General features: G+C 59.8%; 15 protein-coding genes and 1 pseudogene. 9 read left to right on the forward strand and 7 right to left on the reverse strand.

Annotated elements, in window-relative coordinates; translation table 11 throughout:
* The first annotated feature begins 30 nt into the window (after positions 1-30).
* Entirely contained in the window at positions 31-447 is a 417-nt protein-coding gene (locus ACJ8PI_RS06165; RefSeq protein WP_060420729.1) for a DUF2000 domain-containing protein, read from the forward strand.
* 12 nt (positions 448-459) lie between these two features.
* On the opposite strand, the gene ACJ8PI_RS06170 is transcribed toward ACJ8PI_RS06165, so the two are convergent.
* Positions 460-810, reverse strand: coding sequence for a GFA family protein (locus ACJ8PI_RS06170; protein WP_033653875.1), 351 nt, complete (start codon positions 808-810; stop codon positions 460-462).
* 140 nt (positions 811-950) lie between these two features.
* Between ACJ8PI_RS06170 and ACJ8PI_RS06175 the strand changes: the two genes are divergently transcribed.
* The 3 genes from ACJ8PI_RS06175 (at position 951) to ACJ8PI_RS06185 (ending at position 3,095) form a co-directional block, all read left to right on the forward strand.
* Positions 951-1,160 carry a hypothetical protein gene (locus ACJ8PI_RS06175; protein WP_025160266.1) on the forward strand — a complete coding sequence of 70 codons (210 nt, stop codon included), beginning with the start codon at positions 951-953 and terminating at the stop codon, positions 1,158-1,160.
* 151 nt (positions 1,161-1,311) lie between these two features.
* On the forward strand, positions 1,312-2,382 hold the full coding sequence (locus tag ACJ8PI_RS06180) for an SMP-30/gluconolactonase/LRE family protein (protein WP_319861094.1): 1,071 nt from the start codon (positions 1,312-1,314) through the stop codon (positions 2,380-2,382).
* 68 nt (positions 2,383-2,450) lie between these two features.
* Positions 2,451-3,095: a Qnr family pentapeptide repeat protein gene (locus tag ACJ8PI_RS06185; RefSeq protein ID WP_047567916.1), complete on the forward strand. Its 645-nt coding sequence runs from the start codon at positions 2,451-2,453 to the stop codon at positions 3,093-3,095.
* Between the two features lie 6 nt (positions 3,096-3,101).
* On the opposite strand, the gene ACJ8PI_RS06190 is transcribed toward ACJ8PI_RS06185, so the two are convergent.
* The gene (locus tag ACJ8PI_RS06190; protein ID WP_204350471.1) at positions 3,102-3,503 is read right to left on the reverse strand and encodes a hypothetical protein; all 402 of its coding nucleotides are present in this window, start codon (positions 3,501-3,503) and stop codon (positions 3,102-3,104) included.
* 560 nt (positions 3,504-4,063) lie between these two features.
* On the opposite strand from ACJ8PI_RS06190, the gene cspE reads away from it, so the two are divergent.
* Positions 4,064-4,276 (forward strand): transcription antiterminator/RNA stability regulator CspE, encoded by a 213-nt coding sequence (gene cspE, locus ACJ8PI_RS06195; RefSeq protein WP_033638238.1) that lies wholly within the window; start codon positions 4,064-4,066, stop codon positions 4,274-4,276.
* Between the two features lie 114 nt (positions 4,277-4,390).
* Positions 4,391-4,469: pseudogene (locus ACJ8PI_RS06200) on the forward strand.
* A 213-nt stretch (positions 4,470-4,682) separates the two neighbouring features.
* On the opposite strand, the gene ACJ8PI_RS06205 reads toward ACJ8PI_RS06200, so the two are convergent.
* Positions 4,683-5,360, reverse strand: a complete 678-nt coding sequence (locus ACJ8PI_RS06205; RefSeq protein WP_016928046.1) for an isochorismatase family protein — start codon at positions 5,358-5,360, stop codon at positions 4,683-4,685.
* 253 nt (positions 5,361-5,613) lie between these two features.
* Between ACJ8PI_RS06205 and ACJ8PI_RS06210 the strand changes: the two genes are divergently transcribed.
* A complete protein-coding gene (locus ACJ8PI_RS06210) occupies positions 5,614-6,042 on the forward strand; it encodes a universal stress protein (RefSeq protein WP_033638240.1) in 429 nt (142 codons plus the stop codon).
* A gap of 315 nt (positions 6,043-6,357) precedes the next feature.
* Positions 6,358-7,113, forward strand: coding sequence for an SDR family NAD(P)-dependent oxidoreductase (locus tag ACJ8PI_RS06215; protein ID WP_025302549.1), 756 nt, complete (start codon positions 6,358-6,360; stop codon positions 7,111-7,113).
* A 43-nt stretch (positions 7,114-7,156) separates the two neighbouring features.
* On the opposite strand, the gene ACJ8PI_RS06220 is transcribed toward ACJ8PI_RS06215, so the two are convergent.
* The 4 genes from ACJ8PI_RS06220 to puuD are packed head-to-tail and all read right to left on the reverse strand — an operon-like array spanning position 7,157 to position 11,276.
* Complete coding sequence (locus ACJ8PI_RS06220; RefSeq protein WP_033653879.1) at positions 7,157-8,437, reverse strand: NAD(P)/FAD-dependent oxidoreductase; 1,281 nt, start codon at positions 8,435-8,437, stop codon at positions 7,157-7,159.
* 11 nt (positions 8,438-8,448) lie between these two features.
* A complete protein-coding gene (puuC, locus tag ACJ8PI_RS06225; RefSeq protein ID WP_164134151.1) occupies positions 8,449-9,945 on the reverse strand; it encodes an aldehyde dehydrogenase PuuC in 1,497 nt (498 codons plus the stop codon).
* Positions 9,946-9,960: 15 nt separating this feature from the next.
* Positions 9,961-10,518, reverse strand: coding sequence for an HTH-type transcriptional regulator PuuR (gene puuR / locus ACJ8PI_RS06230; RefSeq protein WP_033638246.1), 558 nt, complete (start codon positions 10,516-10,518; stop codon positions 9,961-9,963).
* The gene (gene puuD, locus ACJ8PI_RS06235) at positions 10,515-11,276 is read right to left on the reverse strand and encodes a gamma-glutamyl-gamma-aminobutyrate hydrolase (RefSeq protein ID WP_043147308.1); all 762 of its coding nucleotides are present in this window, start codon (positions 11,274-11,276) and stop codon (positions 10,515-10,517) included. Before puuD ends, puuR begins: the two co-directional genes overlap by 4 nt.
* A gap of 219 nt (positions 11,277-11,495) precedes the next feature.
* Between puuD and ACJ8PI_RS06240 the strand changes: the two genes are divergently transcribed.
* The gene (locus tag ACJ8PI_RS06240; protein ID WP_033646355.1) at positions 11,496-12,914 is read left to right on the forward strand and encodes a glutamine synthetase family protein; all 1,419 of its coding nucleotides are present in this window, start codon (positions 11,496-11,498) and stop codon (positions 12,912-12,914) included.
* Position 12,915: the final 1 nt, after the last annotated feature.

The raw sequence follows: 12,915 nt of genomic DNA on the forward strand, positions 1-12,915 counted from the left end.
AAAACTGACTGCCTATTCAAGGAGAAGAGTATGTACAGCGACAATGAGAAAAAGTTTTATATCATCCTCAACCGCAATCACGAACCGGCCACGCTGTTTAACGCCTCCTGCCATCTGACGGCGGGCATCACCGATCTGATCGAACAGCGCCAGTTTCACCACTATCCGAGCAGCCTCGACGGCGTCAGCGCCAATATGAGCCACTATCCGATAGTGATCCTGCAGGCTAAAAACAGCAGCCAGCTCAGCAACCTGATTCTCAAATGCAAGGAAGAGGGCGTGCTGTCCAACTTCTTCACCACCACCATGCTGTCGCACTCCGCCGAACAGCAGATCGCCGACACCGCCACCACCCCTTACGAACAGCTGGATTTCGTGGCGGTGGCGCTCTACGGCGACGCCGAACAGCTTAAGCCGTTGACCAAGAAGTTCTCCGTCTACCGCTGAAAACGCGGCATCTCAGACGCTGGCGCCGTCGTAGCTGTGGATCTGCAACGCATCCAGCGCGACGTCAGGCACGCAGCGCAGGTTGACGGCGCACATCGCGGCGCCGTCCGGCGCGGTGCCGTAGGCGAAGGGCTGAGCGCCGCAGACTCGGCAGAACTGATGGCGGATCTTGTGCTGATTGAAGGTGTAGGCGCTGAGTTGGTCCTGGCCGCTGTTGAGTGTGAAAGCGCTGATGGGGAAGAACGACAGCAGCAGCCCTTTGCGGCGGCAGATCGAACAGTTGCAGCTGAGGGCCTCGGTGGGCAGTTCGGCGTCCACGGAGAAGGTGACGGCGCCGCAGTGGCAGCTTCCCTGGAATGGCATGGCGATGGTCCTGTAGCAGGGGGCGTGTTTGCCCAGTATAGTGCAATTTATCGTCACTCGGCCGCGCAGGGCCTGGTTTCCTTAGTAAATGCGCGGTTTTCTGGTAGGTTAGAGGTTAACGTCATCAAAAGGAGATCGCGATGTTAGAACATTACTATCCGGCCAATATGGGCGCCAAACCGGTCACGGACGAACAGCATAAACGGCTGGTGGCGGTGCAGGCGGCGCTGGAGCTGATCAAGGCCACGCTGTCGGATACCAACGACGGCAACGGCGTGGACTTCCAGCTGAAGGCGGCGGAGAAGCACATCGGCCCGATGGCCGACGCCATTCAGGAAGCCCTGAAGTAACGGTTCGCCGTCGCCTCAACCGCCCGCCCGGGCGGTTTTTTTTGCGCCGATTACTGCGATTTTTTTAGTAGCGCATTGCCTTTTTCCCGGCTGGTGCCGTGAGCGGCGCGATCCTACTCTAGCGATCCGAGTCCTCATCAGGATCATGCTTATGTTCCGCTTCAGCCTCTTTTCTTTCTTGTTGCCGCGGTGCCGGCGCCTCACCCAGCTTGCCGGCGCCGCGCTGTTTCTCAGCGGCGTCATGCAGGCGCAGGCCACGCAGCGCATCGAATTCTCGCCGGATGCCGCCGGCGCCTACCCTGAAGGCATTGCCTGGAATGCGCGCGCCGGTGCGTTCCTGGTGTCGTCCCTGCGTGGCGGGCAGCTCGGCCTGGTCTACCCGGATGGCCGCTATCGGCGCTTTTCCACCGGCAATGGGCTTATCACCACCTCCGGCATGCTGGTGGACGCCGAGCGCAACCGGGTGCTGGTGTGCAACGAAGACGTGGGCGTATCTCTCAACTCAGCCTCCGGCACGCGCAATCGCGTGGCGCAGGTGCTGGAGTTCAATCTCGATACCGGCGCGCTGCAGCAGACGTACGATCTTTCATCGTTAAGCCGTGGGCCGACGCTGGCCAACGATCTGGCGCTCGACGCGCAGGGCAATATCTACGTGACCGACAGCTTCCAGCCGCAGATTTACAAGATTGACCGGGCAACGCGCCAGGTATCTATTCTGGTGCGCTCGGCGCGTTTGATGCCCGCCGACGCCCCCGCCGCAGCGCAGGGCACGCAGCCTTATCTCAACGGCATCGTGTATCACCCGGATGGCTATCTGATTGCGGCGGACTACACCCGCGGGCTGTTGTGGAAGGTGACGCTGGATAACGCGTCTGCAATAAGTGAAATCAGGCTGCCGCAGCGGCTGAAAGGGCCGGACGGGCTGCGGCTCAAAAACGCCCATGAATTGGTGATCGTACAGTCTTATCCGGGGAGAAAAGGGGGCATGTCCGGCAACGTAACGCTGCTCGCCTCGAGCGACGGCTGGGCCAGTGCGCATCTCGCGGCGGTCGCCACGCCGCCGGGATTGGATGGGCCGACCGGCGCCGCGCTGCGCGATGGCGAGGTGTGGGTGGTCAACTCCCGTTACCCCCGCTTGTTTGCCGACGTCGCTCAGGCGGAGAGAACCAGGACGTTCAGCATCGTCAGGGTGGCGTTAGAGCGGAGGCCCGCCGATCGGTGATGGTTGCCAACTCAGCTGGAATAGGATTAAATGCCGCACCGACTGTATAAATAAACAGGTGCGCTGCGATGAGTCTGATGTTGAAGGGTGAAAAGATTGACCGTAACCGCTTTACCGGCGAGAAGATTGAAAACGGCAGCTTTATGCTGTGTGATTTTTCGGGCACCGATCTCACCGGCACCGAGTTTATCGGCTGCCAGTTTTACGATCGTGACAGCCGACAGGGCGGCAATTTCAGCCGTGCGGTACTCAAAGACGCCAGCTTCAGAAGCTGCGATTTGTCGATGGCCGACTTCCGCTACGCTAGCGCCCTGGGGCTGGAGATCCGCGAATGCCGCGCGCAGGGCGCCGATTTTCGCGGCGCCAGTTTTATGAACATGATCACCAGCCGCATCGGGTTTTGCAGCGCCTATATCACCAAAAGCAACCTGAGCTACGCCAACTTCGCCAAGGTGGTGCTGGAGAAATGCGAGCTGTGGGAAAACCGCTGGCACGGCGCACAGGTGCTCGGCGCCAGCTTCAGCGGCTCCGATCTGTCCGGCGGCGAGTTCTCCGGATTCGACTGGCGCGCCGCCGACGTCACCCAGTGCGATTTGAGCAATGCGGAACTGGGCGAATTGGATTTACGCACCACCGATCTGCAGGGGGTCAAAATGGACAGCCACCAGGCCGCGCAGCTGCTGGAGCGGCTGGGGATCGCGATCGTCGGCTGAGGGGGATTAAGGCGATGATTGGGCAAATAAGCGATTGAAGGCTTTATCCGCGTCTACGGGAATGCGGCGTTGCATTACCGGGATAGTGAAGCGCGGATCCTGTGAGAGGAGGCGAGCTTGTTCGTTGAGCGGCACGACGGCGATGGCCAGATTGTCGTTGGCCTGCATTACGCCTTCCTGTTCGAGCAGGGCGAACACCGGCGCGTTGTGCGCAGTACCCAACGAGCAAGCCGAAATCCAATAGTGCCCGTCTTGGGCAAATTTGCACTGTGCCGTTTGCAGGCTAATTGCGCTGATCTGTTTGGCGATCAAGGCATTCGCGTTTTCCACATAGCTTGGTGGTGCCGGCTGGCAGCCTGCCAAACTGAGTGTCAGCGCAGCTAGCGTCAGTGTTCTTTTGCCAATCATAGCCATCCTTGAGGTGATTTCCTGCGAATATAAATAATTATCGTAGCAACGATAATGTACCAGTGTCGAGAACAGATTGATTTATTAAGTTTTTATGGCTTTTTCATGACGATTAAGCGCTTATCCCTGTTTTTATAGCAGAGAGCGCTTTCGCGTGAAGGGAAGAACATAACGCGGAAGCGGCGGCTATTTGCGCTTTCATAGTCAGCCCCGGTGCTGTGAGCTTTGGCGATCAGCGCTGCGAGTCTAGCTGTTCGTTGTGTTTCACTCCGCCCGTAGCGACAGGCGTCAGCGGCCTTTTGCGATAATAAATTTATGAGCCATATGAATATAATTTAAAATATATCTTGCTTAAATAACTCAGCCGTGTGTAAATAGCGTCATCGGTTTGTAGTACAGACCTTATGAAAGCAGTTTTAGTAAAGCAGTTCTCAGTATTAGCGATATCCCTCAGATACATCTTCTTCCGCGAATTTTCTTCTCTAGTGCCCCATAAGTTTCCAATAAAAACAGACCTCTATCGCCCTATGGCGTCGCAAAAATATAAAGGAAATATCTCTATGTCTACTAAAATGACTGGTTTGGTAAAATGGTTTGATGCAGGTAAAGGCTTCGGCTTTATCACCCCGGCAGACGGCAGCAAAGACGTGTTCGTACATTTCTCTGCTATCCAGAGCAACGATTTCAAAACGCTGGACGAAGGCCAACAGGTTGAGTTCACTATCGAAAATGGCATGAAGGGCCCTTCTGCCGGCAACGTGGTCGCGTTATAATTTTCGGCCGAGGTCCGATTTCTTACGACAGCGATGAAGGTTTAAGCCGGAGCAGTTAAGAAATAACGTCCTCAGCCTGAATAAACTCCGGGTTCGCCCGGAGTCTTTACCAATACGTCATTAGCTCAGCAGGAAGAGCGGCAACGAAATTATCCGTTGGCGGACCGGGGTTCGATTCCTCGATGACGTTCCAATAATTAATTATTATTGGCAACAGAAAAACAGATTGCCGCAGAATTAATAACGCCGCGTTTCAGTCTATTTTTCTGTTGTGAAAAAGTCGCGCTTAGGCTGCGTAATGTTGGAGTGTTGGATGGACGCTTACGCCATAACATGACAGCCGGGAAAGTCACCGGCACGCGATTAATAGCCCCGGCCTTGGCCGGGGTTTTTTATGCCCGCGATCTTAACGCTGGGAGTCCAGCAGTTCGTTGTTTTTCACCACGTCCTGCGCTTTGAGGTAGCTCTCGATCAGCAGTTGATAGGCCGGGAAGATTTTGGTGTAAACCTCGGCCCACTGCTGAGCGTCGGCGCGGTTCCAGCTGCCCTGCAGCTCCGAGGCCACGCCGGCGGTGTCGATCGGCACCACGCCGGCCTGCACCACGCGCGCCAGGGTGATTTCCTGCGCCATTTTCGAGTAGGTGCCGGAGGCGTCGATCACCGCGAACACTTTATAGCCTTCGGCCACCGCGCTGATGGACGGGAAGGCCATGCAGACGCTGGTGATGGTGCCGGCGATGATCAGCGTCTTGCGGCCGGTGGCTTTGACCGCTGCCACGAAGTCCGGGTTGTCCCAGGCGTTGATTTCCCCTTTGCGGGCGACGTATTGCGCGTGCGGCGCATTCTGATGGATTTCCGGGATCAGCGGGCCGTTCGGGCCCTGCGGCACTGAAGCGGTGGTGATCACCGGCAGTTTGCTGAGGGTGGCGATGCTGGCCAGGGCGGCGGCGCGGGCGCGCAGTTCGGTCATCGGCATGTCGGCGACGGTCTGGAACAGGCCGCTCTGATGGTCGATCAGGAGCATGACCGCGTCATTGGCATCAATAACAGGACGCTGGCCGTTGAAGTTGGCTGGAGTGCTCATGGTTTTTTCCTTCTCTTGTCGTGAGGTCAATGGGTATCTGCTTTGATTAATAAGGCTGAAACTCAGCGCTTGCCTACAGTGTAGGGAGGGGAGAAAAATCCGGTAGACCGCAAAGGCGGGATGCATCGTTCCACAGATGGAACGATTGCGAGACAGGCGAGCGAACCGGCGCTAGGCTAAACTTAAGGTGCATGAGAAACATGCGGCAAGGAGCGCCATCCTGTTTACGGAGTTGACGAGGAGGGCCGCCATCATGGCTTATCGGCATATCGTTGTCGCCACGGATCTCAGCGAAGACGCCGAGTTCCTGCTGGGCAAGGGCGCCAGGCTGGCCGCCGCGCTCAATGCCCAACTTTCCCTGATCTATATCGACATTCATCGCGCCGGTTATTACGTCGATCTGGGCGTGGGCGATTATAACTACACCGATCGCACCTTTTCAGAGCGGGTGAAGAATATGCTCAATGCGATCAAAGGGCAGTCGTCGTATCCGGTTGAAGAGGTGATCGTCAGCCGCGGCGCGTTGACGGAGGAACTGAACCGGGTGGCGAAGGAGAAAGGGTTCGATCTGGTGATCTTCGGCCACCATCACGATGTCTGGAGCCGACTGGTCTCTTCGGCGCGTCAGGCGATCAACGAGCTGAACGTCGATCTGCTGGTGATCCCCATCGAGAAAAAATAGTCGCGGCCGCCTGCGGGCGGCTGCCGTTTTTCATTCACATCGCTTATCTCTGAGCGGCCATAACCGCCTATCCGCAATAGTCCCGCTGGCTGACAATCCGCCTTGAAAATAGTGACAGGCCGGAATTTTATTCTATCCATCAATATGTTGGCCAAAATCCGATAAAGGTTAACCCAGCGCATTGAAATTGCTGACATACCTCCTTTTGGTTAATAAACCGCACGTTTTGACTGGCGCTCAGGGGAGGGGCGTCTTATCCTCGGGGCAATGAGATTTGTATGACTTATATAAATACGTTCACATGGAGGAGGTCTCATGCGTTTTGACAATAAAGTCGTGGTTATCACCGGTGCGGGCAATGGCATGGGGGAAGCGGCGGCGCGGCGGTTCTCCGCCGAGGGCGCCATCGTGGTGCTGGCCGACTGGGCTAAAGAGGCGGTAGACAAGGTTGCCGCTTCGCTGCCGAAGGGCCGGGCGATGGCGGTGCATATCGACGTGTCCGATCACGTCGCGGTTGAAAAAATGATGAACGAGGTGGCGGAAAAACTGGGCCGCATCGACGTTCTGCTGAACAACGCCGGCGTACACGTGGCGGGCAGCGTGCTGGAAACCAGCGTCGATGACTGGCGGCGCATCGCCGGGGTCGATATCGACGGCGTGGTGTTCTGCTCCAAATTCGCCTTGCCGCATCTGCTGAAGACCAAGGGCTGCATCGTCAATACCGCGTCGGTGTCCGGCCTGGGCGGCGACTGGGGCGCGGCCTATTACTGCGCGGCGAAAGGCGCGGTGGTCAACCTGACGCGCGCCATGGCGCTGGATCACGGCGGTGACGGCGTGCGTATCAACTCGGTCTGCCCGAGCCTGGTGAAAACCAACATGACCAACGGTTGGCCGCAGGAAATCCGCGACAAGTTCAATGAGCGCATCGCGCTGGGGCGCGCGGCGGAGCCGGAAGAAGTGGCGGCGGTGATGGCGTTTCTGGCCAGCGACGACGCCAGCTTTATCAATGGCGCCAACATTCCGGTCGATGGCGGGGCGACCGCCTCGGACGGCCAACCGAAGATCGTTTAAGCGTTAACGCACAGGCCCGGCCAGGATGACCGGGCCTGCTGTTTTAGACGCCGATGCGGTCGCGCAGCGTGTAGTAGGCCGCGCCGATGGCGGTGAACGGGATCTGCAGATTGCGCCCACCGAAGAACGGCAGGTGCGGCAGCTTGGCGAAGGCGTCGAAGCGTTCGGCGTCGCCGCGCATCAGCTCGGCGATCAGCTTGCCCGCCAGATGGGTGCAGGTCACGCCGTGGCCGCTGTAGCCCTGCATGTAGTAGACGTTATTCTCCAGCCGGCCGAACTGCGGCATGCGCGACAGCGTCAGCAGGAAGTTGCCGGTCCAGCGATAGTCGATACGCACCCCTTTCAACTGCGGGAAGGTCTTCAGCAATTTTGGCCGGATCAGGTTGTCGATGTCGTCCGGATCGCGCGCGCCGTACACCACGCCGCCGCCGTACAGCAGGCGATGATCGGCGGTGATGCGGTAGTAATCCAGCAGGTAGTTACAGTCTTCCACGCAGTAGTTCTGCGGGATCAGCGCCTGCGCGATCTCCGGCGCCAGCGGCTCGGTGGCCACCACCTGAGTGCCGCACGGCATGCTGCGCTTGGCCAGCCGCGGCTCCAGCTTGTCGCCCAGATAGGCGTTGCCGGCGACGATGACGAAACGCGCCTTCACCTGGCCGTTGGCGGTGCTGATCAGCGCCGGTTCGCCGTGGCGGATGTTCGTCACCGCCGATTGCTCGAAGATGCGCCCGCCCTGCAGGCGAATCGCCTCGGCCTCGCCCAGCGCCAGGTTGAGCGGATGGATGTGGCCGCCGCTGTGATCGAGCAGCGCGCCGACGTAGCGATCGCTGGCAACCTCCTGGCGCACCCGGTCCGCATCGAGCAGCTCGAGCTGGGTATTGCCGTAACGTTCCCAGTTGCGTTTTTGCTCGATCAGCGCATGGAACTGCTTGTTGTTCAGCGCGGCGAAGATGCCGCCGGGGCGATAGTCGCAGTCGATGGCGTAGCGGCTGATGCGGCTGCGGATGATCTCCGCGCCTTCAAACATCATGCTGCCGAGCAGGCGGGCGCTTTCCGCGCCGTAGCGCTCTTCAATCACATCGATGTCGCGGCTGTAGGAGTTGACCAACTGGCCGCCGTTGCGGCCGCTGGCGCCGAAACCGATGCGCGCCGCTTCCAGTACGACCACGTTATAGCCGGCTTCCACCAGAAACAGCGCGGAGGAGAGGCCGGTATAGCCGCCGCCGATCACGCAGACGTCGCACTCGATCGATTCGTTCAGTTGCGGATAGGGCTGATGTGCGTTGGCCGTGGCCGCATAGTAGCTTTTTACGTGTTCAGTCATGAGATAAGCCCTTATTCCAGCGAGATCCAGGTAGTTTTCAATTCGGTGAACTTGTCCAGCGCGTGCAGCGATTTGTCGCGGCCGTTGCCGCTCTGCTTGTAGCCGCCGAACGGCACGGTCATGTCGCCGTCGTTGTAGTTGTTGACGAACACCGTGCCGGCTTTCAGCTGGCGCGCCATACGGTGCGCACGGGCCAGATCGCGGGTCCAGACCGCGGCGCCGAGGCCGTAGTCGCTGTCGTTGGCCAGCTGCAGCGCCTGTTGCTCGTCGTCGAAGGTAGTCACCGCCAGCACCGGGCCGAAGATTTCATCGCGCGCCACGCTCATGGCGTTGTTCACCTGGGTGAGGATGGTCGGCCCCAGATAACCGGCGTGGTCGCCCTGCGGATGGTCGCGCCCGTCGAGGAACAGCGCGGCGCCCTGGCTCAGCCCCCGATCGATATAGCCGGCCACTTTCTCGCAGTGGCCGCTGTCGATCAGCGTGCCCATCACCGTGTCGGGATCGAGCGGATCGCCAGGAGCGAAGGCCGCCGCGTGTTTGCGCAGCGCCTGCAGGAATTCCTGCTGAATGCTCGCTTCGACCAGCAGGCGAGTGCCGGCGATGCACACCTGCCCCTGATTATAGAAGATGCCGGCGGCGGCGCTGCGGGCGGCCTGATCCAGATCCGGGCAGTCGGCGAAGACGATATTGGCGCTCTTGCCGCCGGCCTCCAGCCAGACGCGTTTCATGTTCGATTCGCCGGCGTAGATCATCAGCTGCTTCGCCACCGGCGTGGAGCCGGTAAAGGTGAGGGCGTTGACGTCGCGGTGCAGCGCCAGCGCCTTGCCGGCGTCGTGGCCATAGCCGGGCACCACGTTCAGCACGCCGTCCGGCAGCCCGGCCTGCTGCGCCAGTTTGCCGAGCAGGATGGCGCTGAGCGGCGATTTTTCGGAGGGTTTGAGTACCACGCTGTTGCCGGCGGCCAGCGCCGGGCCGAGCTTCCAGCAGGCCAGCAGCAGCGGGAAGTTCCAGGGCACGATGGCGCCGACCACGCCGATCGGCTCGCGCTCGATCAGCGCCAGCGCATCGCGGCCGGTGGGGGCGATTTCGCCGTAGACCTTATCGATCGCTTCGGCGTACCAGCGGATGCAGCGAATGGCGCCCGGAACGTCGTCGCGCAGGCTGTGGCGAATCGGTTTGCCGGTGTCCAGCGTTTCCAGCAGCGCCAGCTCTTCGTGATGCTGCTCCATCAGATCGGCGAAGCGCAGCAGCGTGGCTTTGCGCTGCGCCGGGGCGGCCTGCGCCCAGTCGCCGCGTTCAAAGACGGCGCGCGCCGCGCTGACCGCCCGATCGATGTCGGCGGCTTCGCCGCGCGCAACCTGCGCCAGCTCACGGCGCCCGGCGGGATCTTCCACGGCGAAAAATTTCCCCGCGGCGGCCGGCTGGTAGCGGCCGTCGATAAACAACCGGTGCTCAATCTTCAGGGTCTGCGCCCGTTGTTGCCAATACTGCAAATGGTGAAAGTTCATGCCTGGCTCCGTTGATCAGAATGTCGTCGGCGTATGGGCGCTGATAATCCGGCAAATGCGCGCCGACGTGTTGCTGAAACTGTGGGGGATGCCGGTATTGATGGCGTAGCTCTGCCCGGCCAGCAGGTGATAGCTCTGGCCGTTGACCTGCAGCACCACTTCGCCCTCCAGCAGCGTGCCGATCTCTTCCCCCTGATGTTTGATGCGCTCGCCGGTGGTGGTGCCCGGTTCGTAGGTCTCGATCATCATCGCCAGCGTGCGGTTCGGGTCGCCGTTGTGGATCAGCTTCATCGAAACGCCCTGGCTGCCGATTTCGATCAGATCGTCACTGCCTATCACGATCTGCGGCTCCGCCGGTTTTTCCGGCTCGGCGAAAAACGCCGACAGCGACAGACCGTATACCGTCAGCAGCTTTTGCAGCGTACTGATGGCCGGGCTGACCTTATCTTGTTCGATAGTGCTGATGGCGCTGTGGGTTAACCCAGACAGTTCGGCGACCCGGCGCTGCGACAACCCTAATTGTTGACGGATCTGCGACAGACGTTTTCCCGGTGCCAAGCTGACGTCGCTCATGGGCGTTTTTCCTTTTGATAGTTCCGACAGGCGGTGATGAAACCATCAAACAACAGGCGCGACAGGGCGTACTCGTCGCTGTTCCACTCCGGGTGCCACTGCACGCCGAGCGCGAAGGGCTGATCGCGCACGCTGATCGCCTCCACCAGCCCGTCGGCAGCGTGCGCCTCGATGCGCACGCTTGCGCCCAGGGTTTTGGCGCCCTGTCCGTGCAGCGAGTTCACCCAGAATCTGTTGCAATCCGGTATCAGTTGCGAAAGCAGCCCCCCTTCCTGAACGATGACTTCGTGGGCGGGGGCGTATTGCTGTTCCAGCGGCAGGTCGTGGTCTTCACGATGCTCCAGCAGCTCGGGCAGTTCGTACAGGCGGCGGTGCAGGGTGCCTTGGGTGGCGACCACCATCTCCTGCATGCCGCGGCAAATGGCGAAAAGGGGAATGCGCCTGTCGAACGCCTGGCGGATCAGCGCCAGGCTCAACGCGTCTCGGCCAGGATCGGCGTCAGGCTCATCGCCGTTTTCACCATAAAGGTGCGGCTGCACATTACTGGGGCTGCCCGGCAGTAAAATGCCGTCGAGGCGCGGCAGCAGTTCCGCCAGCATTTCCGGCTCCGCCAGCGCGTGCGGCAGGGCGATCGGCAGGCCGCCGGCGGCGATAACGGCATTCAGGTACTTTTCTTGCAAGGTCTGTGTGAGGTGCCCGTTTAACCTATACCTGCACATGACGACGCCGATGACTGGTCTGTTAAATATATTGTCCATGCTATCCCCTTGGTACGTTCGAAATTATGAACGATAAGCATCTCCACCGCCGATTTCGTTCAATATTCTATAAATCTAGCAGTCGATTGGGCAATATTCAAACCAAAAGTAACACTTGCAAAACAAATTTGTTTCATCTACGTTTCATTTGTGGGCATTATATTGAACAAGACGGTCAATAAACATCGACGACAGCAAAACACAAACGGCGGGTGAACCATGCAGACCAACATCGTAGAAGTGGAAAACTTTGTTCAGCACAGTGAAGAGAGACGAAGTAGCGCGTTCCAGCGCGAAGTGAAGAAGTATCTGGAACGTTATCCGTTAACCCAACATGTCGACGTACTGTTGACCGATCTGAACGGCAGCTTCCGCGGCAAACGCATCCCGGTCGGCGGCCTGAACAAACTTGAGAAGGGCTGTTACTTCCCGGCGTCGGTATTTGCGATGGATATTCTCGGCAACGTGGTGGAAGAGGCCGGGTTGGGGCAGGAGCTGGGCGAGCCGGATCACGTGTGCGTGCCGGTGCCGGGCACGCTGACGCCGTCGGCGGCGGACCCGCAATATATCGCGCAGGTGCTGCTCACCATGCTGGATGAAGATGGCACTCCCTTTGACGTTGAACCGCGCAATGTGCTGAACCGAGTGTGGCAGCGTTTGCGTCAGCGCGGGCTTTCCCCCGTGGTAGCGGTAGAGTTGGAGTTCTATCTCATCGATCGTCAACGCGACGCGGAGGGCTATCTGCAGCCGCCGTGCGCGCCGGGCACGCAAGAGCGCAACACCCAAAGCCAGGTGTATTCCGTCGATAACCTCAACCATTTCGCCGACGTGCTGAGCGAGATCGATGAACTGGCGCGTTTGCAGGGCATTCCGGCGGACGGCGCGGTGGCGGAGGCGTCGCCGGGGCAGTTCGAGGTCAACCTGCACCATACCGACGACGTGCTGCAGGCCTGCGATCACGCGCTGGCGCTGAAGCGGCTGGTGCGCATGGTGGCCGAGAACCACAACATGCAGGCGACCTTTATGGCCAAGCCGTATGAGGAACACGCCGGCAGCGGCATGCACGTGCACATCAGCATGCTGAACGCGCAGGGCAACAACGTGTTCGCCGACGACGACGGCGAAGATTCGGCGCTGCTGAAACAGGCGCTGGCGGGCATGATCGCCCTGATGCCGTCTTCGATGGCGCTGCTGGCGCCGAACGTCAACGCTTACCGTCGCTTCCAGCCCGGCATGTATGTGCCGACCCAGGCTTCCTGGGGGCATAACAACCGCACCGTGGCGCTGCGCATTCCCTGCGGCGATCGCGACAACCACCGCGTGGAGTACCGCGTGGCGGGCGCCGACGCCAACCCTTATCTGGTGATGGCGGCCATTCTGGCCGGCATCGTCTACGGGCTGGAAACCGCGCTGCCGCTGCCTGAGCCGGTGACCGGCAACGGGCTGGAGCAGGACGGGCTGCCGTTCCCGATCCGCCAGAGCGACGCGCTGTACGAGTTCGAACATCAGCCGGTGCTCAATGCATTGCTGGGCGAACGTTTCAGCCACGTCTATCTGGCCTGCAAAACCGATGAGCTGGTGCAGTTCGAGCGCCTGATCACCGAAACCGAAATCGAGTGGATGCTGAAAAACGCCTGAT

This window comes from Serratia sp. CY82433 (genome assembly GCF_052166535.1).
GTDB classification, from domain to species: domain Bacteria; phylum Pseudomonadota; class Gammaproteobacteria; order Enterobacterales; family Enterobacteriaceae; genus Serratia; species Serratia sarumanii.